Source organism: Pelagibacterium luteolum, assembly GCF_900100665.1.
GTDB classification, from domain to species: domain Bacteria; phylum Pseudomonadota; class Alphaproteobacteria; order Rhizobiales; family Devosiaceae; genus Pelagibacterium; species Pelagibacterium luteolum.
The window spans coordinates 24,213-50,255 of the sequence record NZ_FNCS01000011.1 but is presented as its reverse complement, the minus strand read 5'-3'; the positions used below and the strand labels follow the sequence as shown (position 1 = coordinate 50,255).

At 57.6% G+C, this 26,043-nt stretch carries 21 protein-coding genes; 7 read left to right on the top strand and 14 right to left on the bottom strand.

The genetic code is table 11. The features are described from left to right. The first annotated feature begins 64 nt into the window (after positions 1 to 64). From BLR31_RS15275 to BLR31_RS15265, 3 genes are all read left to right on the top strand, one after another. The gene (locus BLR31_RS15275) at positions 65 to 952 is read left to right on the top strand and encodes a glycosyltransferase family 8 protein (protein ID WP_090597569.1); all 888 of its coding nucleotides are present in this window, start codon (positions 65 to 67) and stop codon (positions 950 to 952) included. A gap of 3 nt (positions 953 to 955) precedes the next feature. Then, entirely contained in the window at positions 956 to 1,843 is an 888-nt protein-coding gene (locus BLR31_RS15270; protein WP_090597568.1) for a glycosyltransferase family 8 protein, read from the top strand. A 719-nt stretch (positions 1,844 to 2,562) separates the two neighbouring features. Next, positions 2,563 to 3,729 carry a site-specific integrase gene (locus BLR31_RS15265; protein ID WP_090597567.1) on the top strand — a complete coding sequence of 389 codons (1,167 nt, stop codon included), beginning with the start codon at positions 2,563 to 2,565 and terminating at the stop codon, positions 3,727 to 3,729. A gap of 213 nt (positions 3,730 to 3,942) precedes the next feature. On the opposite strand, the gene BLR31_RS15260 is transcribed toward BLR31_RS15265, so the two are convergent. Together BLR31_RS15260 and BLR31_RS15255 are read right to left on the bottom strand one after the other, a co-directional pair. Continuing rightward, a complete protein-coding gene (locus BLR31_RS15260) occupies positions 3,943 to 4,923 on the bottom strand; it encodes a hypothetical protein (RefSeq protein WP_090597566.1) in 981 nt (326 codons plus the stop codon). Beyond that, positions 4,920 to 5,795: a hypothetical protein gene (locus tag BLR31_RS15255; RefSeq protein WP_090597565.1), complete on the bottom strand. Its 876-nt coding sequence runs from the start codon at positions 5,793 to 5,795 to the stop codon at positions 4,920 to 4,922. The genes BLR31_RS15260 and BLR31_RS15255 overlap by 4 nt, the downstream gene beginning before the upstream one ends. A 127-nt stretch (positions 5,796 to 5,922) precedes the next feature. On the opposite strand from BLR31_RS15255, the gene BLR31_RS15250 reads away from it, so the two are divergent. Beyond that, a complete protein-coding gene (locus BLR31_RS15250; protein ID WP_090597564.1) occupies positions 5,923 to 6,561 on the top strand; it encodes a DUF3102 domain-containing protein in 639 nt (212 codons plus the stop codon). 373 nt (positions 6,562 to 6,934) lie between these two features. On the opposite strand, the gene BLR31_RS15245 is transcribed toward BLR31_RS15250, so the two are convergent. Next, on the bottom strand, positions 6,935 to 8,284 hold the full coding sequence (locus tag BLR31_RS15245; protein ID WP_090597563.1) for a sugar transferase: 1,350 nt from the start codon (positions 8,282 to 8,284) through the stop codon (positions 6,935 to 6,937). Between the two features lie 184 nt (positions 8,285 to 8,468). Between BLR31_RS15245 and rfbB the strand changes: the two genes are divergently transcribed. The 3 genes from rfbB to BLR31_RS15230 are packed head-to-tail and all read left to right on the top strand — an operon-like array spanning position 8,469 to position 12,732. Continuing rightward, positions 8,469 to 9,527: a dTDP-glucose 4,6-dehydratase gene (rfbB, locus tag BLR31_RS15240; protein ID WP_090597609.1), complete on the top strand. Its 1,059-nt coding sequence runs from the start codon at positions 8,469 to 8,471 to the stop codon at positions 9,525 to 9,527. 8 nt (positions 9,528 to 9,535) lie between these two features. Further along, the gene (gene rfbD, locus BLR31_RS15235) at positions 9,536 to 10,426 is read left to right on the top strand and encodes a dTDP-4-dehydrorhamnose reductase (protein ID WP_090597562.1); all 891 of its coding nucleotides are present in this window, start codon (positions 9,536 to 9,538) and stop codon (positions 10,424 to 10,426) included. Beyond that, positions 10,426 to 12,732: a glycosyltransferase family 2 protein gene (locus BLR31_RS15230; protein WP_090597561.1), complete on the top strand. Its 2,307-nt coding sequence runs from the start codon at positions 10,426 to 10,428 to the stop codon at positions 12,730 to 12,732. The genes rfbD and BLR31_RS15230 overlap by 1 nt, the downstream gene beginning before the upstream one ends. A 123-nt stretch (positions 12,733 to 12,855) precedes the next feature. On the opposite strand, the gene BLR31_RS15225 is transcribed toward BLR31_RS15230, so the two are convergent. The 11 genes from BLR31_RS15225 to BLR31_RS15175 all read right to left on the bottom strand — a co-directional run bounded on the left by BLR31_RS15225 (position 12,856) and on the right by BLR31_RS15175 (position 26,032). Continuing rightward, positions 12,856 to 14,268 carry a class I SAM-dependent methyltransferase gene (locus tag BLR31_RS15225; RefSeq protein ID WP_090597608.1) on the bottom strand — a complete coding sequence of 471 codons (1,413 nt, stop codon included), beginning with the start codon at positions 14,266 to 14,268 and terminating at the stop codon, positions 12,856 to 12,858. Between the two features lie 36 nt (positions 14,269 to 14,304). Next, a complete protein-coding gene (locus BLR31_RS15220; protein WP_176762697.1) occupies positions 14,305 to 15,618 on the bottom strand; it encodes an ABC transporter ATP-binding protein in 1,314 nt (437 codons plus the stop codon). Next, positions 15,608 to 16,393, bottom strand: a complete 786-nt coding sequence (locus BLR31_RS15215) for an ABC transporter permease (RefSeq protein WP_244505092.1) — start codon at positions 16,391 to 16,393, stop codon at positions 15,608 to 15,610. The genes BLR31_RS15220 and BLR31_RS15215 overlap by 11 nt, the downstream gene beginning before the upstream one ends. An 86-nt stretch (positions 16,394 to 16,479) precedes the next feature. Beyond that, a complete protein-coding gene (locus BLR31_RS15210; RefSeq protein WP_176762696.1) occupies positions 16,480 to 17,412 on the bottom strand; it encodes a glycosyltransferase family 2 protein in 933 nt (310 codons plus the stop codon). 57 nt (positions 17,413 to 17,469) lie between these two features. Further along, positions 17,470 to 18,801 (bottom strand): hypothetical protein, encoded by a 1,332-nt coding sequence (locus BLR31_RS15205; RefSeq protein ID WP_090597558.1) that lies wholly within the window; start codon positions 18,799 to 18,801, stop codon positions 17,470 to 17,472. A 48-nt stretch (positions 18,802 to 18,849) separates the two neighbouring features. Next, the gene (locus BLR31_RS15200; RefSeq protein ID WP_090597557.1) at positions 18,850 to 22,047 is read right to left on the bottom strand and encodes a hypothetical protein; all 3,198 of its coding nucleotides are present in this window, start codon (positions 22,045 to 22,047) and stop codon (positions 18,850 to 18,852) included. A gap of 2 nt (positions 22,048 to 22,049) precedes the next feature. Then, positions 22,050 to 22,874, bottom strand: coding sequence for a sugar phosphate isomerase/epimerase family protein (locus tag BLR31_RS15195; RefSeq protein ID WP_090597556.1), 825 nt, complete (start codon positions 22,872 to 22,874; stop codon positions 22,050 to 22,052). Continuing rightward, positions 22,871 to 23,659: an NAD-dependent epimerase/dehydratase family protein gene (locus BLR31_RS15190; RefSeq protein ID WP_090597555.1), complete on the bottom strand. Its 789-nt coding sequence runs from the start codon at positions 23,657 to 23,659 to the stop codon at positions 22,871 to 22,873. Before BLR31_RS15190 ends, BLR31_RS15195 begins: the two co-directional genes overlap by 4 nt. A gap of 33 nt (positions 23,660 to 23,692) precedes the next feature. Continuing rightward, positions 23,693 to 24,136 (bottom strand): GtrA family protein, encoded by a 444-nt coding sequence (locus BLR31_RS15185; RefSeq protein ID WP_090597554.1) that lies wholly within the window; start codon positions 24,134 to 24,136, stop codon positions 23,693 to 23,695. 1 nt (position 24,137) lies between these two features. Continuing rightward, positions 24,138 to 25,247 (bottom strand): FAD-dependent oxidoreductase, encoded by a 1,110-nt coding sequence (locus tag BLR31_RS15180; RefSeq protein WP_090597553.1) that lies wholly within the window; start codon positions 25,245 to 25,247, stop codon positions 24,138 to 24,140. After that, positions 25,244 to 26,032, bottom strand: a complete 789-nt coding sequence (locus BLR31_RS15175) for a glycosyltransferase family 2 protein (protein ID WP_090597552.1) — start codon at positions 26,030 to 26,032, stop codon at positions 25,244 to 25,246. The genes BLR31_RS15180 and BLR31_RS15175 overlap by 4 nt, the downstream gene beginning before the upstream one ends. Between the last annotated feature and the right edge of the window lie 11 nt (positions 26,033 to 26,043).

Sequence of the window (26,043 nt, the reverse complement as noted above, 5' to 3'; positions counted from 1 at the left end):
CAATGGACCCGCTGTTTATCGGCCGACACCGCGCGCCAGAGATTTCGACGAAGGAAGAGCCAAGATGACCAATCCGCCAAGCACGGGTGCGATCCATATTGCCTTGACGTTCGACAACAGCTTCTGGGCGCCTGCGTATGCGCTGATGCGCTCCATCTGCCTGGCCACGCATCGACGCAAAGACTTGATATTTCACCTCTGCCATCGGCCGCTCAGCGACGACCATCGCGCGGACCTAGACTGCATTGCCAAAGAGTTCGGCGCAGCGCTGCGCTATTACGACCTGACAAAAACCGAAAAGTTCAAGGAATTGGCGGGACGCGTCCCCAACCATAAGCGTCTGACCGACATCGTTTATGCGCGTTTCGTGATTGACCGGTTCATCGCTCAGGATGTCCAGCGCCTGATCTATCTCGATTGCGACATGATGGTCATGGCCCCTATTGAAAACCTCTGGAACGTCGAGTTGAACGGAAAGCCCCTAGCCGCCGTGGAGGACCCTTGGGGGAAGTTGATCGGCTCCGGCAGAGACATAAAAGAACGCGACAATATCCTTCACCCGGCCGATCCCTATTTCAATGCGGGTCTGATGGTTATCGACGTTGATAGGTGGCGCGAACAGAACGTCGCCGAGCATCTTGAGAAGCTCATAGCTGAGGGAACTGTGGAGAAACTCAGCTACAGCCAGAACGTCATCAACTTGATCATGAAGAACAATTGGGAGCGTCTGGACACGCTTTGGAATGTCGTGGACCCGGAACCCGCACATGTTTCGCTCAACCCGTTCAATCTCCATTTCACCGGTCGCAACCGCCCTTGGCAGCTTCTGTCACGTGCGGGATATGCGCGGATGTATCGTCACGTTATGACGAACGCGCTCTTCTATCGGTTCTTGCGTTATCGTACGCAAAAGCGCCTCGCCAAATTCCTCCCCTTTCTCGCTCCCCGATAGACAATGATCGCCCAGGACAAATCCATTCACGTTGCGCTGACCTTTGACGATAGCTATTGGGCGCCGGCCTATGCGGTGATGAGGTCGATCTGCCTCCATACAAAGAGGCGCAACGATCTCGTCTTTCATCTCTGCCACCGTCCGCTCACGGCAGATCACCGAAACGACCTCTTGAAGATCGAAGAGGAATTCGGCGCTTCGCTGCTCTTTTACGATCTGGGCACCAACAGAGAATTTGCTGAACTCGTCGCCGGATTGCCCTACCATCCGCGCATGACCAACATCGTCTATGCGCGCCTCATGTTGGACAAGCTGCTGCCCACCGATGTAGTGCGCGTCATCTATCTTGATTGCGACATGATGGTCATGGCGCCAATCGAAAAGCTTGCGGAGCTAGATCTCGAGGGCAACTCCATTGGCGCCGTGCCCGACCCCACAGCGCTCCAGATTGCCAATCGTCGCGATGCAAGGGAAAACCGAGACCTGATCGATCCAGCGGATCCCTATTTCAATGCAGGCCTTATCGTGATCGACAGGGCAAAATGGCGCGACGCCGATATACCTGGACGGCTCGCGCGCTTTACCGCAGATGGGACGATGAGCCGGATCTATTATGATCAGGACCTGCTCAATATCGTCTTCAAAGATGAAGTGTTGCTCCTCGAACCCAGATGGAATTTCATCGGCCCACGCCGTGTGCACATGGCTCTGGACCCATTCGTCCTTCACTACACAGGTGAACGCAAACCCTGGAACCTAACGTCCCGCGTTGCCTTCGCGCGCTCATACCGGCACGTCATGACGAACGAACTGTATTACAGCTATCTGCGTTTCCGGGTTCGTCAGAGGTTTGAAAAGCATCTTCCATTTCTACGGCCAAAACGTCCGTGAGATCGGAACGCATAATGGCACTTTCGTTATCGTAGAGCCTTAAGCGCTGTGATGCATGGGGGCGATGAATTCCGGCACGATGTTCTTTGCGTGCTCGCATCGCCAAACCTAAGCGCCGCCCAGAGTTCACTCCAGACGTTTGTACCGCTCGCGTGACATCGGTTCTGAGGGGATGATCCTGGCCAGATCGCACTGTATGATGGGCCAATCGAGTTTGTTGGATAGGCGAGCTTGAGTGCTAATACGCGTACTCATCGCCCTGTAGCGTTATCGCACAACCTCCCCGTTTCCGGGTGTCTCCGGAGGCCGAAGCCGACCAATGCTGCCTTTGGCTGCAACCGGATTTTGTCTTTGCGCCCGCCGCTCGAACAGGCGCGACCGCTTGCTGATCGAATGTCCGGTTCCCTCTAGCCCGGCAAAAACGGCATTGCTTCCCCCCCATCTTGCGGCGCGACGAGGCATCTGCATGGCCGCGACTGGGCAAATGGCGCGCTGTTTCGGCCCTGGCGCCACGAGTCTCAATGATTTTGCCCCTGGTTCTATATTTCCGTTACCCGCCCCACCTGTTTCGGGCCCACGCCGCGCCGCAAGCGCAATAGACCGGGAAAACTCGCAACGTAACGAAACGCGGGAGTGACGAGGAGAAACACCCACAAAAACAATAACTTGACCAGGACATCTCCGTATGATAAAAACGTCGACTAATATACGGACCCCCAATGAGAAAGCCCTCGACAACCCTCTTTTACGCCCAAACGGCCCGGCAGCTGTCGCGGCACGCTTTTGCTGCGGGCGTTGCATCCTATGAAAGCGCACTTGACGCCTTTTGCCGGCATCAGCTCCGCCAGGACCATATCCTGTGTCCGGGGACGGTGCTGGTCTATCGCCAGGCCATCAAGCGGGTCTGCAAGACCTTCGCCAAAAAGGGGGTCGATGTGGACCGGGTCGCGGTAGCGCAAGAGAGAATGCTGACCTGGCTCAATGAGCGCAGCGGCACACCCGATGAGGATCGGACGAGCAGGCTCAAGATCACAATGCCGCGCTATAGCGATATCAGGAAGACGCGCGATCGGCTTGCGGCAAGGGTCCTCAAGCGGGCGCGCAGCGCCCAGGCGAACGCCAAACTTGTCACGCGTCCAAAAGACAGGCGGGAAATCGTCTTGCTGTTGTATCTGCTGTGCGCGCCGCGGTTGGGTATTCGTCCGATCGAATTGATCGGGATGCGGCGACAGGGCCATGTGTGCATTGTTCAAACGGCAAAGCTGACGGGCAATCCGGAGCGGTCAATCCCGTTGCTGGGTTGGGGGCCCGAAGATCTCGTTGCGCTCGATTTGCTCATTTGTCTGACATCGAACGCGATCGACACCGGTGATTTCGTCGCCTGGCGGAATGCGCTTGCCTCGATGTTGGCGCGCGCATCATTGGCGGCGTGCAAGAAGCGGATCAGTCTTTATTTCGGGCGGCACGTTGCTGTTGCGCGGTGGCGGGAGTTGGGCTTGAGCATGGAACAGATCCGGCTTCTGGCGGGACATCTGGGCCTTAAGAGCCAAATGGGTTACGGGCAGGGCGCGGGTGGCATCATTGTCCACTGGGTCACCGAAGACGAACGCAGGGCAGCCGCTGTTTTTATTGCCGAACACTGGCAGCCGGCGCCCGATAAGAGCGGCACGCCTGATGTTGGCGACGCAGTGTCTGCGACCGCAGCGGAAGCTGAGCGGTTCTTTGGCGAAGCGGCAACCCGCAAGCCTGTCGCAGAGCCATCGGGCGCAGAGCTTTGGGAAAAATTTGAAAAGGAGAGGGATGCGCACGGGGGCGTGCCGGCTCGGTTCCAAAAGCAATCACCTGCCAGGGAACGGCCAGACAAGGGGTTCAAGGGAGGGGTATAGAGAGGGAAGCGTATAGTCCGCTTGTTCAAACGCCGTTTCCACGCTCTCTGGACGCGCTCACCGGCGGTTCGAAGAGGCGTTGACATGCGTATCTTTGGACAGCCGTTTCGCGCAGCGAGATCATGTCTTGGTTCCAATGAAAATGATGGACGATCCATGCCGTGTCGCGCTTTTTGGGCCGGGCGAGTGGCGCCCTCTTATTGTGGGGGCGCTCTACAGCGTAAGACCGGACAGCTCGGATGCGTCGGGCGGCACGGGTTCGTCCAGGGCGGCGTAGTATGCCCGCAACAGAGATTGCAGCGCTTGAATATATTGGCTGTTTGATCCGAAACGATCGGGCTCGGCGCCGAGGAAAAGGCCGATCCAGTCGTGTGAAACCTCGTGGCGCTCAACGCGTCTCAGCGCTGCATTGGCTGCCGCCAGCTCACCATAAGGAAGCTCGCCTGGCCAGAGTTCTGACCCTTTGAGTTCCAGATAATCGAAGAGCCCGGCAAACGTTCGGACGGCCCAATAATTACGGTCGGAGGGTGGCAGGCCTAACCCCTGCCGTGATGGGCTGTGAGGGATTCCGCGTCCGGCCCAGGGCAGGTCTATGACGCGTCTGATGTCGTCCGGGACCGAGGCGGGCATGTCGAGAGGCAGGTAGAGCGTGGGCAGCAATAAGGCGGGAGACTGCCTGGGCGTGGGGACCGCCTGACCTTTCAGTTGATGCGAGGCAGTATCGAGCGATATCGCAAGGCATGGATAGGGAATGGGTGCATAAATGTCGCCCTCCACACTTGCCAGCTTTTGCAGCCAGGCCAATGCCTTGTCGCATTGGGACCCCCAGTCGCGCTCGATGACCGCGAGATTGCGCATTTCGTCGTCAAGAACTGGTGCATAGGGGTGCCGGGGCGATTTCACCAAAGCATCGACGAGATCCTCTGCGGAGCAGCGTTCGAGCTCTCGCAAGTCCTCCAGAGTGTATGCTTGGCCGGATGGCTGGCTGCACCGGGCCATTATCTCAGTGGAATGCAGAAAGAGCCCATCTTGTTCGCCGAACTCTTGCGGGGTGGAGAGCCTGTCCGGATCCAGCGGCGGCAGTTTGATCGGCACGCGCATGAGCACGTTTACCGGCTCCATGACGCGTCGCCGTTTGCGTTTGACGATATCGCGAAAAAAGATCGGCGCCTTTACGATGTCAAAGGCCGTCATGTCTGGAAGTCCATGACGGCCCGCTCCGGCGTCGTGAAAATTGCAACGCCGCCGCGTGGTGAGGCTGGACGCAATGGCCCTGATCGTGGCGCGCCGCGTTTGGAATTTTTGATATCGTTCCACTCTGGCCATTGCTGGAGACCAGTGGGCGGCAGAGGCATGCCGGACAGACAGGCGTCCCGTGCGGCATCGTTTGGCAACAGATAAAAGATGATGTCGCACAGTGTTGCCGCGTGTGATGCTTCAAACCAGATTGTTTTGGCGCTACGGGAGTATCGACCCAGAGTAAGAGATGTCGGGCCGGTAGCGAGGGCGATCGTCGTTCCCTCTGGCGTGCGGGTTTGCCATTCAAGGCCAACATCGCGGGCATAGCCGGTGCTTTGGGACCAGACCGCGCGTCCAAGATCGGGGGCGGAAATGCTCCAGTGGTCTAGGAGCCGGCGCAAAGTCGGTCCGGCCTGTATGTGATCGTATTGCGAGAAATGCGCGATTAAGTGCTGAGCCGGGTTCCCGCGGTGGGGTGGTAAATCCACTGTTGCACGCGATGCGCGCTCGGCCGCGATGATCTGGCGCACGGAAGGGGATGGAGTGATCTCAAGAAAGGTTTTCAGTCCATTTGGATCGCGAAGATACCAGCGCTCGATCGCAATAACCGATTGATATGGCATTGCTGCGATCATCGTTCCCAGCGCCGGATCGTTGAGCCGATCGAGAAACTCCGAGGCCCGAATGAGCTGTGCGGCGGTCTGCGCGGCAATGCCGAGCCGATCTGAAGCCCGCTCGATCAAATAGAGTTTCCCTGCCTGAGGCTGGTCGGCAAGCGCTTTGCGAAGCTCGAGCGCACGCTCGTGCCAGGACCCGTTGACGGTCATGGTGTTTGTCCTGATTAGCTCACTGAGAGATGGCGGGAATTTTAGCCCTTGTCAAACGTGTTAGACAGTATTACACACTTAGGGGCGTCTTGCAAAAAGCGCTGATCAATCGAGAGGACTATCGATCATGACTGATAATAAATCTGAAAAACGCCCGGCAGCCGTGATGCCAAGCAAGATTGCGCCTGAAGATGCCGCGCGTCTCAAGCAGCACAAGCCTCTGATCGACAAGGCTCTCAAGGCGATGGGAAAGTACTATTTTGATGTCGGGCAGTTGTTGACTGACGCCAAGGGAAACATGGAGCATGGTCTGTTTTGTAGCTGGGTCGACAAGAATCTGCCGTTTGGGCGCCGAAGCGCCCAGATCTATATGCGCATTGCCGCCACGCTGCCGAATGATCAGCCAAAATTGCTGGTCTTGCAGCTCAAGACGCTCAAGGCACTGTCTTCGGAGGAGTTGAGCGATGTATTGCGTGATGAGATTGTTGGTGACATCGAGGATGGCAAGCTCGAGACCGATGCGCTGATCTGCAAGCGCGTGGCCGACATCGTTTTGGGATCAGAGGGGCAGGAAGCCAGAACGCGGCGCCAAGCGGAAGTCAAACAAGCGCAGATAAAGGCTGCAAATTTTGTACACGAGCTTGCGGGGGATCAGATCGGTGATCTGATCGACCTGCTCCGGCAGGCCAACATGGCCCCCCTTGCGAAAATGCTTGAGGATGTCGCAACGTCGCCACTGGCCCCCAGCCACGAACTCGCGCTTTAGATTTGATCCGCTACTCACGTCCGGATCCCTTTGGGGGCCTGTAATTGTGGGCTTGATCTCTGTTCTCGTTTCATTGGCGTCACGAACCGCAGAACAGTTTCCACTTCTTGCTGACGCGCCCCAGGTGCGGGGCCCCCGGCCTAAAGGCTATTCGGCTGATCCGGGGCCGGCACCGGCAACGGGCCGCCGATTGGCAGCGGCTTGTCGAGGATTGTTGCTCGCGCATGATGGGCAGATATGACACCTGCAATTGCGAATCCGGATTCGCAAACCAGAAGCGCCGTCCTGCACCGCCAACGCTCTGGCTGTGAATTGTCACAGATCGGAGCCGGCGAATGTGCGGCGTTCCGGCTCATGTGGGCGGAACCCGGACTTACTGCGCGCCTTTGCGCAGAAACAACGTCTGGAATGTTCGCAGCGTAATCTCCAGGTCCAGGTCAAGCGAGATGCGCTTGAGATAGTACAGATCGTAGGCGAGCTTTTCGATCTCGGCATCGAAGTTTTCGGCATATCCCATCTTGACCTGTGCCCAACCCGATATTCCAGGAGGCACCAGATAGCGTGCCGTATAGGTCGGCTCGGATACCTCGCAGGCGCGGGCAACTTCGAGTGAAACTGGTCGCGGACCGATCCAGCTCATTTCCCCTCTAAGTATATTTATGCTCTGCGGAAGCTCATCAAGACGAAATTTCCGCAGCAATCCGCAGCCAGGTATGATTCTGTTGTCGTTCTTGGCCGTCGCACCGCCATGCGTTCCGCGCCGCATGGTCCGAAACTTCAGCATGCGGAAGCTCTGGCCCAGATAGCCGCGCCGCGTTTGCACGAAGATGCTCGGTGATCCGTCAAGCACCTGGATATAGGCCCAAATCATTGCCATGAGCGGCAAAATGATTGGAGCTGCCAGGACGAGCAAAAAGAGATCCAGTCCCCGGCGCAGTCGGACATAGAGAATTTGCGAAGGAGTGAACGCCAGGTGGGCGATATTGAAGCGCTTGGGATCGGTCTTGTGCGTAACGCTTTCGGTATAAGAAAACCAGGGCTCGATCTGAATTCCACGCAACTGGGCGCCCACCAGGAAGGTTTGCCATTCGGGCAGGTAGTGGGTCTGGGGATCGATGAGCAGATGATTGAATGACCAAAGGTGTTCTGTGTCAGTAACATCCGCCCGCTTTATGATCGTCCCCTCAACGCGCCGGTCGATCTGGTCGGCACCTGGAAAGTCCAGGATGGCAACGGGGCCCGTTTTGGCCCGCAGCCGCGTTGCGGCGATGATTGCGAAAAGAACGGCGATAGGCGCAGCTGCGAGAAATCCCGTATAGCTGACCGGCACGCGCAAGGCTGAGGGCACGACAATGACGATGTTGAACGCAAAGATTGCAATCAGCACCGACAGCGTGAACGGAAATTCCCGCGTCCGCAGAGCGGCCGTAGTTGCCGGACCAAATATCGACCCTAGAATCAAAAGCGTGCATACAAAGACTGTATTGTGCCAGTCGTTGCGCCCATCCTGGAGCAGGACCGCGATATAGACAGTCGACTGAAGAGCACCCGATGCCAGGGCGATAGGAAGCATCGCCCCAAAGTCGGCCATGAACTTGTGAGGGCGTATGCCTGCGCCCCTCTCCAGCACATCGGACAGATCGGCGCGGCGGCGAGCCGATCTGCCGCGGGTGCGCACAGAGTTGGTCTTCTCGCGTTCCGCCTTTTTGAGTTTGCTGGTCACGCCGACCCCTTGCTCATGAAAACGTTTTTTCGGACATGCATGCAGAAAATGCAGCTGGGGGACAATGCGGTGCCGGGGTAGCTCTGCATTGTCATCACGTTGTCGATCTTGTGCCGCAATGCAATTGCTTTACCTTCGCGCCGAATTCAAATAGTCCAAACCTGTCCAACGAGGTATGACCGAAATGAAAATACTTGTCACCGGGGGAGCGGGCTTTATCGGCTCGGCGGTGGTTCGTCACCTTATCGAAAATACGGCCGCTAGCGTCGTCAATGTCGACAAGCTGACATATGCGGGTAACCTTTCTTCGATTGCTCGGGCGGCAGCATCGGATCGCTACAGTTTTCATCAGGTCGACATTTGCGACGAGGCGCGGATCCTCGACATATTGCGGACCGAGCAGGTGACCCATGTAATGCATCTGGCCGCTGAAAGTCATGTGGACCGGTCCATCGACGGTCCAGCGGCATTTATCGAAACAAATCTGGTGGGCACCTTCCGGATGCTCAATGCGGCGCTGAGCTACTGGCGCGAACTTTCAGAAGATGCACGGGCCGAATTTCGCTTTCACCACATTTCCACAGATGAGGTTTTTGGCGACCTCCCGTTCGATAGCGGCATTTTCACCGAAGATACACCTTATGCGCCCTCGTCGCCCTATTCAGCTTCCAAAGCGGGGTCGGATCATCTGGTTCGCGCCTGGCACCATACCTATGGGCTGCCGACTGTAGTTTCCAACTGCTCGAACAATTACGGACCGTATCACTTTCCCGAAAAGCTCATCCCGCTGGTTATCCTCAATGCGCTGCACGAAAAGCCCCTTCCCGTTTATGGCAAGGGCGCCAATGTGCGCGACTGGCTCTATGTGAAAGATCACGCAAGAGCGCTCGAGCTTGTGGTCACAAAGGGTGTGCCCGGTGAGAGCTACAATATCGGCGGCAACGCAGAGCGCACCAATCTTTCGGTTGTCGAAACGGTATGCGATCTGCTCGATACCAAGCGCCCGCGCGCTGGTGGGCAGAGCTATCGCGATCTCATCGGCTTCGTAGCCGACCGGCCCGGACATGATCGGCGCTACGCGATCGATGCGTCAAAGGCCGAGCGCGAGCTGGGCTGGCGCCCTGTGGAAACCTTCGACAGCGGTCTGTCAAAGACCATCGACTGGTATCTGGATAACGAGGCCTGGTGGCGGCCGATCCGCGAGAAAAATTATGCCGGTGAGCGGCTCGGGCAGAGCGCGTGAGGGGATACATGAAACTTCTTGTCACCGGCCGCGACGGCCAGGTCGCACAGGCGCTGTCGAAATGTGCGAGCGATACGGTTGAAATCGTATGTGTCGGACGGCCCGAGCTTGATCTGCTCGATCCGGCTTCGATAAAAACACAGGTCGAAGCCCATCGCCCTGACGTGGTGATCAATCCGGCGGCCTATACCGCCGTGGACAAGGCCGAGAGCGAGCCCGAGCTGGCTTGTGCGATCAACCGCGATGGTGCCGGATATGTCGCCGAAGCTGCGGCGCGGATCGGGGTGCCGATTATTCAGATTTCGACCGATTATGTCTTTCGCGGTGACAAGCCCTCGCCCTATACCGAGGACGACGCCACCGATCCGCAAGGGGCGTATGGGGCGTCCAAGCTGGCGGGGGAGCAGGCTGTTGCAGCAGCCAATCCCACGCACTCCATATTGCGGACGGCCTGGGTCTATGCGCCCTGGGGCAACAATTTTGCCAAAACCATGCTGCGGCTGGCGGGGGATCGTGATGTGGTGCGTGTGGTGGCGGACCAGCATGGCACGCCGACCTATGCGCCCGATATCGCTGATGGCATCCTCGCCGTTGCGCGCAAGATGCTGGCCGAAAAAGAAGCGAGTGACTGGCGCGGCGTCTTTCACATGACAAATTCCGGTGCGACGAGCTGGGCGGGCTTTGCCGAGGAGATTTTTGCCCGCTCGTCCGAGCGCGGTGGAGCGTCTGCCGGCGTTGAGCCGATCACGACCGCCGATTATCCGACACCCGCAAAACGGCCCGCCAATTCGCGGCTCCATACAGCGAAGTTTACAAATGTGTTCAGCCACACATTGCCCGATTGGCGGGAAGGCGTGATCCGGTTTTGTGATCAGGCTCACGGAAAGACACGGGACTGATGCAATTGTTGTCGAGGATGTCCGCTCTAAAACTTTCTCCTCTGGGCGATGTTGAAATTGTCGAGAAATCGGCCAGGCGAACCTCATGGCGTTTTACGGGGAGTGATCCAAGTTTTATTGTTCGCCTCAGACGCCCCCTCGTTCCAGGGCAGTACAGGCTTGATTTAGTAGATCCAGAGATCGAAACTGATGGTCTCAACGTCAAGTTGTATCTGGATACGGGTAGTGACTTCTCCGAAGTCGAGATTGTGTCGTTTCGGCTTAGCGAAAATGTGCCGTACTGTATCTTCGAGATAGAGAGGCCGGTGCACAGACTCCGTCTCGACCCGCACGACGCTCCGGGAGCCTTGAGTGTTGGCATGATCAGCTTGTCGCGTCTCTCGACGCCATTCAGTAAAATTGCGCGCGTCTCTCGGGCTGCCGCCAATCGGGTCAATTCGCTCGATGATGTGCGGCGGCTGCTCGGCAAGTCCTATAGCGTGCTTAAAAAAGACGGCATTGTTGGGCTACGGCAAGCCCTGGGCCGGTCGCTTGCGCGCGAAGCGAGAGAGATAACTGGTGCAAGCTATGCCGAGTGGGTCCGGCGCTATGATACGTTTACGGCTGACGAGATCGAAACAATGCGCCAGATGGCGCTGGACCTTGTCGATCCGCCCCTGATTTCGGTGGTCATGCCGGTCTATAATGCGCCCGAAGATCTGCTCCGCGAGGCGATAGAAAGCGTGAGAGGGCAAGCTTATCAGAACTGGCAGTTGTGCATTGCCGATGATGCGTCCACCGATCGGCGCGTTCGGACGGTGCTCGAAGAGTTCTCAGCGCTGGATTCGCGCATCGAGGTGGTGTTCCGCGAGCAAAATGGACATATTTCCGAGGCGTCCAATTCCGCTCTGGCCCTGGTCAAGGGTGACTGGTTTGCCTTGCTCGATCATGACGACCTCTTGCGGCCCAACGCGTTGCTTGAAGTTGCACTGGAAATCAGCCGCCATCCCGATGCCGCACTGATCTACTCAGACGAGGACAAGATTGATGGCAAAGGGGAGCGTTACGATCCCTTTTTCAAGCCCAATTTTTCGCTGGAAATGTTTCGGGCTCATAACTATTTCAATCACCTGACGGTTCATAAGACCGCGCTAGTCCGCTCCCTTGGGGGATGGCGAAAGGGCTATGAGGGCAGCCAGGATTACGATCTCAATTTACGGGTGATCGAGACGCAGCCGATCGCAGCAATTCGCCACATCCCCAAAATTCTTTACCATTGGCGGGCGGCAGCGGGATCTACCGCAAGTGCCGGCAGTGAGAAAGGCTATGCCTATAGCGCCGGATTTCGGGCGCTGGAAGACCATGCCAAGCGGTTGGGCAGTGGTGCGCGGGTCGAGGAGGTGGCCGGGCTGCCATTTTACCGGTACCGGCCACACATTCCCCAGCCTGAGCCCCTTGTCTCACTCATCATACCGACGCGCGATCGGTTTGAATTGATCAAAGGATGTGTGGATTCGATTCTCGAAAAGACCATCTATTCCAACTATGAAATCCTGATCGTGGACAATGGATCAACTGATCCCGACACCCTTGCTTATTTCGAAAGCCTCTCCGATGAGTCGCGTGTCCGAAATCTTTCCTATGATCATCCGTTCAATTATTCGGCGATAAACAATTACGCGGCAGGTTTCGCCAGGGGCGAGATTCTTGGCCTGATCAATAATGACATTGAAGTCATTAGTCCCGACTGGCTGGATGAAATGGTATCCTTTGCCACGGACCCTGAGATTGGATGCGTTGGCGCAAAGCTGCTCTATGCGAACAGAACCTTGCAGCATGGCGGTGTCATCCTTGGCGTTGGCGGCGTGGCCGCGCATTCGCATGGCGCTACCAGCGACCTGGACGCGGGATACTTCGGTCGGCTCGCCGTTGCGTCGAACTACTCTGCCGTCACCGCGGCCTGCATGTTAGTCAGGAAAGAGACGTTCGAGATAATCGGGGGGCTCAATGAAGCTGACCTAGCTATAGCTTTCAATGATGTTGACTTTTGCATTCGTGTGCGTGACCTCGGTTTAAGAAACGTTTTCACACCGTTTGCAACTTTGTATCATCTTGAAAGTGTATCACGGGGAGCGGAAGATACGCCCGAGAAATACGAACGATTTCGGAACGAAGTTGAGTATATGATGAAATCATGGAGAACGCAGCTCAAAGAAGACCCGTTTTACTCACCCAACCTGACCATTTCCGCGGTAAACTTCTCGCTAGCTTTTCCTCCCCGCGTTTCCAAATTGCCGCAAACCGTACCGGTGCAATCTAGCGATTGAGCGGCTTCGAAAAATGTTTGGTTGATGGCGGTTTCACCAACAGATCGTTTAACTCCTCCCTGCCAGTGGAGGAGGCTGTGGCCATCGCACGCACCCGCCTTGCAAAAGCGTTCTGAATGACCTTCAGTTGCCCCGCATTTTGTGGATAACGGCGCGCAGGCCGGCCGTCATGCGCCAAAGCCGCGAGTTTTCGATCGCCCGCAATCTTTGGCTGGTATTTTCGAGCGCGTCTTTGGCGGCTTGTTCGGACTGGCGCGTTTGTTCGAGCTGTTCTCGTGCCTGTGTCAATTGATCCTGGGCGCGAGACATTTCGTTGGACAATTGCTCGAAGGCCAATTCTATGGGTTCGCCAGCGCCAATGGTATCCTCCGGAATTTGCGCCTTCATTTGCGATTGGCTGTGTGCTGACAGCTTCGCAGCATCGATGACCTGCGAGTCCTCGCCAACGCCATGGCGCCCTTCGAGCCGACCCAATAAGACGAAATGCTCAAGAAGACCGTAACGGCTCGAAGCAACGTCCGGATTGGCCTCAGCGTAGTATGAGGGATTGAACCTATGGGAAGGTAAGCGGCCTTCTTTTTCTCCCAGTGAAAGGTAGTGGCGGCACAATTCACGATCGCTGAGATCGGTCGATCCGAGTTGGGAAGCGTAAAATCGTGGTGAGAAATAACCGCTCGAGAGTATTCTGGCCACCAACAAATCATATGCCTGCTCCGTCGCAACGAAGGGAGATCGATACGAACTTCTCAGTTCGTTCTGGCGATGAAAAAAGTTGGCGATCAGATCAAGCCGTTCGCGCATTTTTGGGTTTTCTTGCGCTGGGCCCGGTCGGCATATCCGCACGTCAGAGTGAGTGGAAAAACGATCAGCATGGGCTCGGGTCAAAACCCCATTCCCCAGCATTTCAAATACAGTCGCTGCGTCGAGGCCATCGGAATCTGACAAATTGTTAAACAGTGGTGCGAGGGCTTGTGGGACTGCGCCAATCGCCACAACGCCGAGGCCGTGAGAGTGGTGAAAATCAAAAACTTGGTAGTCGGCCGACAATTCTTTGAGAAACGCGCCAACCCCGAAATTGCGCTCAGTCACGGCGGTATCGTGAAAAAGGACTATTCCGTTGCTTGCTACCTTGGGCAACCATGCGAGAAAATCCTGCCGGACAGCTTCGTAGGTGTGCATGCCATCGATATGTAAAAGGTCGATGCTCTTGTCGGCAAATTCTGGCAGAGCTTCATCAAATGATGAACGAACCATTGAAGCGATCTGCGGGTAGAGCGTTTCGATGTATTGTGACAGTTCGGCGAAAACGTCTTTGGAATAGGCTCCGGCGTGCTCATCGCCCTGCCAATGGTCAACGGCAAATACCTTTGCATCGATCTCAAAGGCTTCGACGGCCTGGGCGAAAGCACAGAACGAATTGCCGGTGTGCGTTCCCAATTCGACTATGCATTTGGGTCGCAGAACTTCCACAAGCCAGAAGGCAAAAGGGATATGGCCTGCCCAGGCCAGCGGTTCAACAACCCGGCGCGGCTCCATGAACGATGCCCTGTTGGCATATGACATCTCCCCCTCCTAGTACTTGGTCAATTCAATTGCGTGCATCGGAATCCCCAGAAGACCCTTTTCGTGCGCCCCGCCGACAGCCCGAAACGTCAATGCATCATCGATCCAGTGATGCTGCACATGATCGGACTGTGACCCTGCAGCAAGCGCGACTGCAACAGAATAGTCACCCTCGGGTAGGTATGGCAGTTGAAAACGGAACACCGCTTCGAACTGTTCGCCCGGTTGCGCATCTAACGGTGTGTGAGCATAGGAAATGAAGGTATTGTCGCCAAAAAGGTTTTGACCAAGCCTGTCACGGACGAAAAAGCCAATAATAGGTCCATACAGGGGACTGGAAGTTTCGGCGGTAATTCTGAGCGCAACTTCATGGCCACCCTCAAGAACGGATGTTGCGCCGGAGGGACTTTCGACACTCACTTTGACAATCCGACCTCCCCCGGCTCCATATGAAGGCGCGTCGGGGTCAAATTCGAAGACTTCGATCTCATTGCGCTTGGTCGAGTTGCTGATGGCTTCGTGCCGCACGTCCTGACGCTGCCTTGGCGTTTCCCGCCGGCGGCCGGTGAGAGAGAAGGACTTGCCGTCGGCTTCGCCGTGTAATGCTGCCTGGTAGGCGAGTGAAATGTCTTTCGCTTTACCCTCGGCGCGGACCTGCCCGCCTTCCATCCAGATGGCGCGATCGCATAAGGCGTTGACCGAGCCCGTGTCGTGCGAAACGAACAAAATGGTGCCGTGCTCCTTGAACCGGTGGATAAAGCGCATGCACTTTTGGGTAAAGGCGGCATCGCCTACGGCCAGAATTTCGTCAACGATGAGAATATCGGCATCGACGTGGGCGGCAACCGCAAAGGCGAGCCGCGCGTACATGCCCGAAGAATAGGTCTTGACTGGCTGGTCGACAAAATCGCCAATGCCGGCAAATTCGAGAATGGCCGGTTCGCGCTCTTCGATCTGGCCATTGGACAGGCCAAGGATGGCGGCGGAAAGCCGAACGTTTTCGCGGCCGGTGAATTCGGGGTTGAACCCTGCCCCCAACTCCAGCAGGGGGGCCACGCGTCCCTCAACCCGAAGAGTCCCCGAATTGGGGTGGAGCGTGCCGGCAATCATCTGCAAAAGCGTCGATTTGCCCGACCCGTTGCGTCCCACGATCCCGACGGTTTCGCCGCGACCGATCCGCAGATCCACGTTTTGAACCGCCCAGTACTCGGTGAAAAACCGGCGATTGCGGAACAGCATCTGCTTGAGCCGGTCCTGAGGGCTTTTGTAGATTTGGTAGGCCTTGCCCAGACCACCGGCTTCGATCACAGCTTCAGATGACATCGGCAAAAGCTTTCTGCGTGCGCTGGAACCACAGATGCCCCAGCATCAATACGATTGCTGCGAAAACCAGATATGCGGTATATTCGAGAACGTTTGGCACCCGCCCCCAGAACACGACATCGCGCATGTAGTTGACCGCTGGCGTCAACGGATTGAGCGAGATGATCCAGCGATAGGATTCGGGGAGGCTGGCGGGATCGTAGAACACCGAGGACATGAACAGCATCGCCGTCGAAAGTGGAGGCGTGACGTGCTTGAGATCGCGCAGGAAGACGCCCAGCGAGGCGAAGAAATAGCTGATGCCCATGGTGATCATCGCCAGGGGAAGAAGCGCCAGGGGAAGCAGCAGAACGGTCACTGGGGGCAGGCCGTGAAAGAAGATGTAGATAGCGAAAAAGGCGACAAACGAGATTGCGGCCGTTGCCAAGGCGGTCAGCATGCTCACGATCGGTATGATATCGAGCGGAAAGACCACCTTTTTGACGTAGGAGACGTTTTCGAGCACGAGGCTTGGCGCGCGATTGAACTGATCCCCAAAGAAATTGAACATGATCAGACCCGAAAACAGCAGCAGCGGAAAGCCGTATTCGGATTCCACATTCGTGCCCGGCCTTTGCCAGCGTGCTTCAAAGATCACACCAAAGACGAGAGAGAAGACGGTCAACATCGCCAGAGGCGCTATCAAAGCCCAGAACCAGCCAAGAATGGACCCACGGAACCGTTGGTCAAACTCGCGCCTGGCGAGCTTACGTATCAGTGGTATGTGGTTAATCATTGACGACATGTCTATCCAGGGCACGCTTCATGAGCGGTGGTTCTAGTGGAACACGATTGTGGAAACAATGCGCATGTTTGAGCGGCTCAAAGCCATCCCATGACGCTTGCGAGGTATAGCATCGCATTTCCGCGCAGATTCTGCCGGTAAACGCCCGAGCGGGGCAATCGCAACAGCCCGAGCGGCGGCGGAGCGTTGTGCACCGCTTTCCATCGCTCGAGGATGTCACGCGCTTCGGGAGTCATCATGTCACTACATGTTTCCAAGCCTTCGATATTGGTTTGAGCCCACGAGCGAAACTTGCCATTCGCTACTCCCTGAATGCGGCGCGCTGTCGCGCGAAGGCCGCTGTTCTTGCCGACGATATTTGTCTCGTGCTGGCGGTACAGCAGTGAGGGGACAGGGTCATATATCGCTTCTCCTCCGCAGGCCGTGACCATAATATATGCCCACCAATCGTGTGTGAGAAAGCTAGTGCGCCGGGCGCTTTCGGCCAAGAGCGCGAATGCTTGCCCATTGAGCATCATGGTGTTTCCGCCCGCCATACTCTGAACGAGGGCATTGGAGAACGACATGGGGCGTTCGAAGAGTGGCGACAGCCCTATGTATGCACCGGCCTGATCGATGAGCCTGGTACGCGCACCGTAGAGAACGGGTCTCGGCCCTGCCGCCTTGATCGCAGCCAGCGCCCGTTCGAGCTTGTCGACAAGCCAGACATCGTCCTGATCGGCGAAACAATAGCCCGCGTACCCGGTCGGCGCGGCGGTGACGAGCGTGCGGAAATTTTCCGAAAAGCCCTTTCTTGGGCCTTGTGCGACCGAGAATTTCCCCTTGGTCCAGGCGCGAGACCATCGGGAGAGCATTTCACCTGTTGCGTCGGTCGATCCATCGTCACTGACGAAAACGTCGATCTGGTCATGCGTCTGGTCCCGCATCGAAGCGAGCTGGTCATCGAGAAATCTCGCGCCGTTATAGGTCGCCAGCAGAACGGCGACAGAACTCGTGGTGGTGGCAGGCATTGATTGTCCCAAATTCAGTTCGACCATGTCACCCATGCCGGGAACGGCATTTGGCGTTCACTTGCTTTCCGATCTCCCCGGAACTTCGCTGGCTGGAAACTCTATGAACCAGGTGGGCGGGCAAATCTCGACGGACACGACCTCAGGTCGACTTTCGATGACGAGTGCCGCCGTAACCTGATCGCCGAAATCGGTTCCCGCCGGCGCGCAGGTGACTTGGGTGGAGATAAATATTGTCGGCAGGTTGAAGGCGAAAAGCAGAGTGAAGGCGATCGGTGGGCCTGCGGACCAAAGGTGCTCACGGAACCGCTCGCGTATGATTGCCAGAGCCCAGACGACGGCGGCAATGACCATCACGTTCTGGGCGTAAAAATAGCGATCGGGGTAGGTGCCGGTGTACCCTCCCATCTGAGTGGGCAGAAGCGGCCGTTGAATGGCGATCGCCACAGTCACCAAGAGCATGCATGAAAGGAAAAACGCAAAGGCAGCTTTCTGTCTCGCCAATGCTAGCGCATATGCTAGTACACTAAACAATACAGCGGCGAGGCCGATGGCCCACGCATTGTTGAGATTGTTGTATACTGGAAAGACGAAAGGATACAGCAAAGGACGCGCGACCCCCGAGAGCAACGCACCCTGCCACGTTCGCTCGGCAGCGATTTCCTCTTGAGGCCGAACGGTCGAATGAACGCCGAAGGCCATAAAGGCAGAGAGCACGACGATCATGACGATGAGAGGCAGATCACGCCGCCAGGTTTCGCGCGACCGTTCTCTCAACAGGCGCGCTCCCAGATATGCGAAAACCAGAGGGATGCCGATTGGGTTGGTGGCGCAGCTCAATACGATCACGCCTTCGGCGGCAAATCGCATCAGTCGCCTGCCTTTTTCGATCGCCGATTCCCGCCAGATCATGGCCAGAGGCGCGATAAAGGCGAAGGCAAATCCGATATTGGAGGCACGCCCCCATATTTCCGCTGCCGATTGAGGATGACCGACAGGCACGGCTGCGATCAGGATGACAATCATCGTCCTTGCCCACAGCGGCAGATGATCCCTGAGCGCTACCGCAGCGAACGTAGCAACGGCGCCGTAGAACAAATACGACAGGACGGCGATGACAGGCGGTGTGCCAATCAATCCTGTTCCGATCACTTCTGAAATTGCGGTCGCCAGATGTAGCAGCGCGATGTTTGCGACCACCAGATAGTCTGACCGCGCTTCCAGGTAGGTGACAAGCGGGCCGTGCGTATAAAGCATGGCGCTCCAGCTACCATCCTCGGTAAACATGGTCGGGTCCGAAAGAGCAAGCGGATTGCGCAGAAACGCAATCAGGGTCGCAATTACAAATAGAAGTAGCAGGGCGATGTAGCCGATCCGACGATGGCGCATTGAACGGTCTGCTGATGTTCGTTTTCGTGTCATGCGATGCGTCTCGCTTCAAAGCCCGTTGCGCTGGGCTAGATAGGGTTGGTTCACCCGAAAGGCCGGGCACGCGGCCGGATCGTTTAGATCGAGCCTCAACTGGGTGATCGCACTTGCCAACAGCCACCTCGGCTGGGCGTCCAGAGGCGCAATAAGCCAGCCATTTTCGGCGTTAAACGACACGCTGGCCTCCTCGACGAATGTCGGGTTGAGCTCACTTGTCCAAAACAATTGCAGGGGCGCCCGCCCGCCGTCTCGACATTCGAACTCGGTAACGAGCAGGCCGCCGTCCGCGCCCGCAATGCCGGGCAGTTCCACGATCAGATAGGGGTCAAGCCCCGTCGGAACCAGCCATCCATCTTCATTCCACTCCAGATCGTTGAGAACTTGCGTACTCAGGTCCACGTCCAGGATGCTGGTCATCTGTTCGGCCAGGCTGGCGATCGATCGTCCCCATGAAACGGCCAGATTGCCGACATCGGAAACGCGGAACGCCAGATCCAAAAGCGCAAGCTCCTGCTCGGCAGCCACGGCACTGCGCAGACGTTTGGGAACATCTATGGTATTGGGGTAACCATCTCTTAGGGGATCGATCATCGCGTCGAGAGAGACGTTGACGCCATCGATGCCGACGATCGTGCGGTCACCGCTCCCGGCGAACGTAAGCACGTCGCCTGGCGCCAACAAACCGGCCAGCCTCTCGTTATCGAGAAAGAAGACGTCGTTCAAGACCGATACACCATTCGTCCAGTTTTCACCGGTGTGATCGGCTGTCTGGATGGTCGACTCGTCCTCGACCGCCGGATCGGTTGGCATCACGCCGTAAACAAAATCATCGAACTCGACGGTCCGATAGTTCTGGACAACCCATCTGTAGACATTGTGCGCCCGCAACGCAGTCGATTGACCTTCGAAATTCAGGTTTGCGGCCAACAGAAGGACCACCGGGGGCGGGTTGGCTTCCAGCGCCTGGATCGTGCGCCTTTGTTGCGCGACATGAGCCATGTTGTAGGGCGCGGCGATCGTGACAGGCATGCGGCGCCCCGCATAGAAATAGTCCGCCCCGTGTCCCGTCAAATCCAGAAACGTTTCGTCGGGCGCCAGCAGCGAGTCCAACCGGTTGACGACAGCCGCGAGGCGAAAGAGGTGCCCGGTGTCGGCGATGACATGACCGACCCGGGGCACGCCGACGGTTTGCCCGTCGACCAGGTTAGGGATGTCGATCTCAGGGACGGCGGCTTCAAGAAGGGGGCTGTGTGAAATGGGGCGCGGCAGCAGCGCCGCACATACAACGACCATTACCGGCATCACCATCAAAAGACGCTGCCGGCTGAAGATGACCAACATCAAGGGCAATGCAATAAGTGCCAGCCAAAGGGTGACGAACCCCATGCGCGTTATCCCTGGATCAATGCGGCCCATGGTGTAGCCTGAAATTGTCAACGGAAAAACGATGGCGCCGCCCAAAGCGAGCAGCGCGAAAGGCTCACGAACCAGTGATGGTCGCGCAATGGTAATGAAAATACCAAGGAGCGGCACCGCAACCCATCCTGCCCTCAGGATTTCATATGCGGATCCGGTGGCTGTTGCCGTCCACGGGATGCCATAGGCGATCGCGTTGATGCCGCTGTTTTCCAGCACATAGGTCAGGGCACCGACAATGATCGGGATCATCGGCGTCGTGAGTGCCAGTAGGAGCAGCACGGCGAGTATGCCGCAAAGCGCCATGACCGTGGTTCTGAAATTGTCCCGCAAAGCCAGGACGAACATCAGGATTCCGGCAGGGATGCTGGCCAGCACAGCAGCAGCCCCCTGAGCGGGAGCCGCCAGGACGGTCAATGTCCCAAGCCCCACCCATAAGACCAGCCACAATACTTTCCGATCGAGCAACGAAGGCACTGTCATCGCGGCAACAAACACAGCGATCCACAGCCAACTGATTGGCGCCAGAAGCGGAACGAAAAAGACCGGTACCCAGGCAAGCCCGAGGCCGATCGTTGGCGTTAAGAACACGAACAGGAGAAGGGCAAGCAGGCTGATTGCGATTGTGGAGGATGCATGCTGGGCCGCCACCGATCCGTCGAACAGCAGGTCGGAAATGGCACCCGCCAGATAATTCACCAGACCATGCGCAGGGGTGTAGTCGACATAGGGTAGCTGACCAAATGTCGTCAGCGCCCACCATGGATAGATGTACTCGCCGAAATGGTAATCATCGATGGGAAGGTATGGCAGGAAGCTTGCGGGGATTGCGAGGCATATGAGCAGCCCTCCGAGTGCCCACGGCGACAATGCAGACCTCGACTGCAGCGCGCGCCGTGCAAGGTCGGCCATGGCGATGATTATCAGACAGCCAACGAGAATGTACAGGACTGGCCCGGCCTGAGGCTGCGGGGCCGGCCCTTCCGGCGAGACCAGGCGTGGCGGGATGAAGATCAGAAAAAAGAGAGGAAGCGGGACCTGAAGCGCCAGCAGCACGCCTTGCAGGCGCCCGACCACGGATCGGCCAGCCCGCACCCACAGGATCGCGACGATGGCGCATGTAACGGCGGCAAATGCGAGGCCGGCCTCCAGCGTTGCATTGCCGGTCGGCATGTTTCCCAGCTTGCCCGTCGCGACGTTGATCGCAAACGGCACGGCGAACGCAAGACCAGGAACGACGGCTGACGCCGCCACGGCGCTCCACAACGCCGATGGGTCCGATGGCCCGATCCAGTCCGGTGCGCGCCAGGCCGCCAACGCGGCGAACACGACTCCCAACAGACCCATCACGGCCCCAATGACCAGCATATGGATGGCTGTGGCACCCCCGGTCAGCAGGGGTCCAAAAGCCAATGCGGCGGGCAGCAGCGAAAGAAGAACAATGTTGTCCAAGGGTCTGGCATCGCCAAGCCGTCGGTGCACGTAAGACGACATTGCCGCAGCCAGCAGCAGGCAGACAACCGTCGCGGCCATGAAGACGAAAACCACGTTAAAATCGCGTGCCTTGGCGCCGTCCGTAAACGTTATTCCCCCCACCAGGAACTGTTCATAGGCCTCGGCGCCCGCCGCGAGTTCGTAGTAGGCAAGCGCGACGCATCCTGCCAAGACCAGTGAAAGCGCGACCAGCGCAACCGATGGTCCCGGGCCCCTCGTGAAGACTTCGTGGTGGAGTTGCCTTGCCCGCTCGAGCGATGGCAAAATGCGTTTCTTTGCAGCGGTGAGCGCAGTCATTGTCAGGAACCTCCCGCGCCATAGTGCCGATCGAGCACGTGCGCGGCGGCGCGCATGGCGGTTTGCCAGTCGGGGGTGGCCTTCATTTCCACCGAGATCCAGCCGTCATAACCCGCCTGCCTCAGCGCATCGCCGGCGCGGGCGTGGTCGTGGCCGCCGGAGCCGAGGGGCACGAGGTGGGGTTCGCTGGCGTGGCAGTGGGCGGCCAGGCGTGCCGCCGCGATGAGGGTGTCGGTGTCTTCCCGATTGGCAAAGACTGTGCCTAGGTCGAGCTGAAGGCCAAAACCTTTGCGATCTACCTCCGACACGAGGCGCATCGCCTCGTGCGTGTGGGTGATGAACCGGCAATCGTAGATCGTGGCATTCGCTTCGAAGGCCAGCGTCGTATCGTTGGCATCGAACCGGGGCGCCATCTCGGCGAAGAACTCCATCGCGATCGCCATAGCGTCTTCCGCCGGCCTGTCGCCGGGATCGCGCAGGCCGGGCGAACCGAACACGCAGGCACCCGCGCCCAGCGCGCCGGCGATTTCGGCCACCCGGGCCAGGCGTACGGCAAGCCGCTCACGGGCTTCCGGACTTCCAAAGAGATGGGCATCGGCGACGCCGAACAATATCGCCTGCAACGCCGGCACCGTCAGTCCGCGCGCCTGCAGCGCCTCGCGATAGCGCTCCACCGCGTCGGGATCGGCGGTATCGGGCGGGCCAAACACCTTGGCCGGCGCCAGTTCGATGCCCGAAAAACCCAATGTCACTGCGAGGTCGAGGGCTTCGTCGTCGGCCTCGGCGGGCCAGGCGATGTTGGAGATGGCTGCGCGGGGCCTCATCATGCGAGCATGGTCTCCGGGTCGCGCCGCGCGGCCTCGATGAACGCGTCCAGGGCCTCCCTGACGGCCGCGTTCGACATGATGTAAGGCGATGTTTCGCCGAACAGTTCGGCATGCGCCGTGCCCAGCCGGTAATGAGGCGCAGGCACGACCGGCGCGCCGACGATGGCGTCGGGGAAATGGGACGCCAAAATATCGGCGGTGGCGACCGGCTCTGGAAAGAGGTTGACCATGGTCAGGCCCGCCGCCCGGGCGCGCGCCAGATCGCCCTCGAGCCTGTCGAGCGGATACCATTGGAAGACCGCTGCGGGATTGATCTTGTCGGTCTGGTTGTCGACCAGGAGATCGTAGATGACGTTCTTTTTCAGGCCCGTCCCGAAAAGCGCCGGCAGGCGCGCTACGAGAACGTCGTCGAACTGTTCGGCGACGAAGCGCTCGATCGCCCGCCGATGGCGGCCATAGGGCTGGCCCTCCCCTTCGGCGACGACATGGAATTCGTCCACCGTCCGCGCCGGATCGGGATAGACGTCGATGGTGGAGATCAGCGTGAACCGGGGCGTCTCGACTTCGGCCAGCACGTCGAGGAGCGCGGAGATTTCCTTCCAGTCGCGTTCGGGTTCCTTGTTGGCCAGCCATTTGACGGCTGACACCCCCGCGCACACCACTTCATCGAAACGCTGGCCAGCCATCTCGCGGAAATTCGAGGAGTTGAACAGCTCGGTGTAATGGCCGCATCGACGGAGATTGGACCCGACAAATCCGGTGTATCCGATGAGTGCGCGTTTCATGTGGGTAAGTCTCCGCTGGTTCGAGATGCCGGATCAGGTTGTTGTGCCCGGAGTCGTGCGCCCACCGATGATCCTTCGTACTAGAACGTAGTTGACTATGAAGGACAGCCCTGTGGCCGCGACCAGTTGAACCAGTGCATGGCGCTCTCCCAGACCGACGAATTCTGTCGTTGCATAAAGAAAGCTCGAGCGCACCGCCAGCGCCATCAGCGCCGAAGCAACGGTGCCTGCCATACGGGCAATCGAAAACCGGGGGGCGTTGGAATTGAACGTCCAAAACTCGTGGATGCCATACGTCAGAACTGCGGCGGCTAGAAGCGACACTGCGGCCGAGGCGATCAGGGAAAGCCCCAGCAGATGGTGTAGTGCGGCCGCGAGCGCGAGATCTAAGGCCAGTCCGAAAAGACTGGCGCCGAAAAAGCGTAAGAACGATCCGTCGAAAAGAGCGGCAAAGGGCAATGGGCGCTTGGCGGGCATTCTAGCCGACCGCCTCGTACAGGTCGTATATGTTGTCTATCTTGCTGCCCAAGATCGACCAGAATCCCGGAATATCTGCGTGAGCATGCAGGAGGATGGGGCGGCCGTCATCGTGCTCGTTCTTGACAGGCACGGTCTTGACGTCGAACAGCGAAGTGCGCCATTTCGCTTCGTCCAAAGCTGGCACATATCGTCGGGCGTCGTTAATCATATGCCGCCAGCGCGTTTCGCGAGGGAGACGCTCAAGAGTGGCATACGCGTCGAGGCTAGATGTGTCATCGGTCCAGCCGAAGTGAGGTGTATAGCGAACATGAGTAAGCGAATAGGCGTTCGCTGAGGGATATGGCATTGAAGAGAAAAAGGCACCGTCCATCAATGTGACTGCCAAATTTTCCATTGCCGGAGGAGGCTGGATCAGCGCGATCTCAACGAGTTCGTGCTTCAGGCTTAGTGTTTTGAGTCCGCTTGCTTTGAGCAGGCTGTTTATCTGTGAATAGGCAATATTGTAGGTGTGGGGCGCGACTGCAGTCGCACCACCCGCCAGTCGAACCGCGATTTCATCTCCATGTGGCTCAACCCGCTCGACTTTTGTCTGAAATGATATTTCTACGTCCAGACGTGCAAGGCGTTCGAACAGTATATCCTTTATTTTCGAATAGTCGAAGGCGTATTCGGTGCAACTGAATACATCTTCGACGAGTTCAGCCGAGAACAACGCCCGTTGTGCCATCGTGGCGCGCTCTAGAGGTGCGTTCATCGAGCGAAACATTCCTTCGAACCGCCGTGCGTTGACTTTCGTACGATACCGCGCGATTGCGTATAGCATCTGAAAGTCTGTCTTGATTGCCCCTGCGTAATCGTAAGCGAAACGTTCGAAGCTGTGGCGGGAGCGCATTGAGGTTGCAAAAGATCGCGGATAGTGGAAGCCGGTATGGACCCGAGCCTGATTGACTTTGGATGCGCGCAACATAGCCGCTGATCCAATCTCGCAGACGAGCACTTTCTGCCCCTTTTGGGCCAAATGGACGGCTAAGGCACAACCGTAAAAGCCCGCTCCAATGATGATTGCATCATAGCGATACGAGGCGGGCTTGCTCCTCGTTTCAATCATGGATTATATCGCCCCGTCAAGGTTGCGACCAAGATCTTGATAAGGTCAATATTGCCACGGGCATTGAGTTTGGTGGGAATCGAGCCGTCAGCAGGATAGGTGCGCGTGCTTGGAATTTCCCGTGTGCGCAAGCCGAGCTGTGAGGCCCGAACCGTGAGGTAGGCCAAGAGTTCGTATGTCTCAAATATGTCGCGAAACGGTTGAACTTGGGGGTGCGTAAGGTATCTTGCGCTGTAGGCCCTGAAGCCTTGTGTGGTATCGGTGAAGCGGCGGCGTGCTGCTATGCTGAGAACAGGTGCATGAACTAGCTTTATCCCCAATGTCCGGATATGCGGTGTATTGATTGCTTGGCCACCTGGGATGAAGCGGGACGCCTGAGCATAGTCGATGCCTTCATCTAGCGCCTGGGCAAAAAGCGGAATGGTCTTCACAGAATCCTTGCCATTGCCATCAATCGTCACGACACCATCGTAACCTTGATCAAGGGCGTAAGCATAACCCATCCGCAACTGTGCAGACAACTTGCCTGGACCAGTTTTGGTCAACAGTGTACGGACACCAGTCTCGCGTAGCAGATCAGCATGCAAGGAGCCGTCCGTGGAGCCGCCGTCTGCTATCACAACATCCAATAGGTCGGGTATATTGGCTGCGCGCATTGCCCGCAGTTGGATGGCAATGCGTTCGCCTTCGTTGATCACGGGAACTACCAAACAGTAGCGGGTGCGCTTGTCGAAAAACTCTGCCGTTTCATGTAACGGAACAGCACGTGCCAGTGTGGGTTTCAAACTTGTTTCGC

Bases quoted from the DNA above. Each gene is read 5' to 3' on its own strand.
- BLR31_RS15220 (WP_176762697.1), bottom strand. From the start codon at position 15,618: ATGTCATCTGAAGCTGTGATCGAAGCCGGTGGTCTGGGCAAGGCCTAC.
- rfbB (WP_090597609.1), top strand. From the start codon at position 8,469: ATGAAAATACTTGTCACCGGGGGAGCGGGCTTTATCGGCTCGGCGGTG.
- rfbD (WP_090597562.1), top strand. From the start codon at position 9,536: ATGAAACTTCTTGTCACCGGCCGCGACGGCCAGGTCGCACAGGCGCTG.
- BLR31_RS15215 (WP_244505092.1), bottom strand. From the start codon at position 16,393: ATGATTAACCACATACCACTGATACGTAAGCTCGCCAGGCGCGAGTTT.
- BLR31_RS15270 (WP_090597568.1), top strand. From the start codon at position 956: ATGATCGCCCAGGACAAATCCATTCACGTTGCGCTGACCTTTGACGAT.
- BLR31_RS15185 (WP_090597554.1), bottom strand. From the start codon at position 24,136: ATGCCCGCCAAGCGCCCATTGCCCTTTGCCGCTCTTTTCGACGGATCG.
- BLR31_RS15180 (WP_090597553.1), bottom strand. From the start codon at position 25,247: ATGATTGAAACGAGGAGCAAGCCCGCCTCGTATCGCTATGATGCAATC.
- BLR31_RS15265 (WP_090597567.1), top strand. From the start codon at position 2,563: ATGAGAAAGCCCTCGACAACCCTCTTTTACGCCCAAACGGCCCGGCAG.
- BLR31_RS15255 (WP_090597565.1), bottom strand. From the start codon at position 5,795: ATGACCGTCAACGGGTCCTGGCACGAGCGTGCGCTCGAGCTTCGCAAA.
- BLR31_RS15260 (WP_090597566.1), bottom strand. From the start codon at position 4,923: ATGACGGCCTTTGACATCGTAAAGGCGCCGATCTTTTTTCGCGATATC.
- BLR31_RS15195 (WP_090597556.1), bottom strand. From the start codon at position 22,874: ATGATGAGGCCCCGCGCAGCCATCTCCAACATCGCCTGGCCCGCCGAG.
- BLR31_RS15205 (WP_090597558.1), bottom strand. From the start codon at position 18,801: ATGCGCCATCGTCGGATCGGCTACATCGCCCTGCTACTTCTATTTGTA.
- BLR31_RS15275 (WP_090597569.1), top strand. From the start codon at position 65: ATGACCAATCCGCCAAGCACGGGTGCGATCCATATTGCCTTGACGTTC.
- BLR31_RS15190 (WP_090597555.1), bottom strand. From the start codon at position 23,659: ATGAAACGCGCACTCATCGGATACACCGGATTTGTCGGGTCCAATCTC.
- BLR31_RS15200 (WP_090597557.1), bottom strand. From the start codon at position 22,047: ATGACTGCGCTCACCGCTGCAAAGAAACGCATTTTGCCATCGCTCGAG.
- BLR31_RS15225 (WP_090597608.1), bottom strand. From the start codon at position 14,268: ATGGAGCCGCGCCGGGTTGTTGAACCGCTGGCCTGGGCAGGCCATATC.
- BLR31_RS15250 (WP_090597564.1), top strand. From the start codon at position 5,923: ATGACTGATAATAAATCTGAAAAACGCCCGGCAGCCGTGATGCCAAGC.
- BLR31_RS15230 (WP_090597561.1), top strand. From the start codon at position 10,426: ATGCAATTGTTGTCGAGGATGTCCGCTCTAAAACTTTCTCCTCTGGGC.
- BLR31_RS15210 (WP_176762696.1), bottom strand. From the start codon at position 17,412: ATGCCTGCCACCACCACGAGTTCTGTCGCCGTTCTGCTGGCGACCTAT.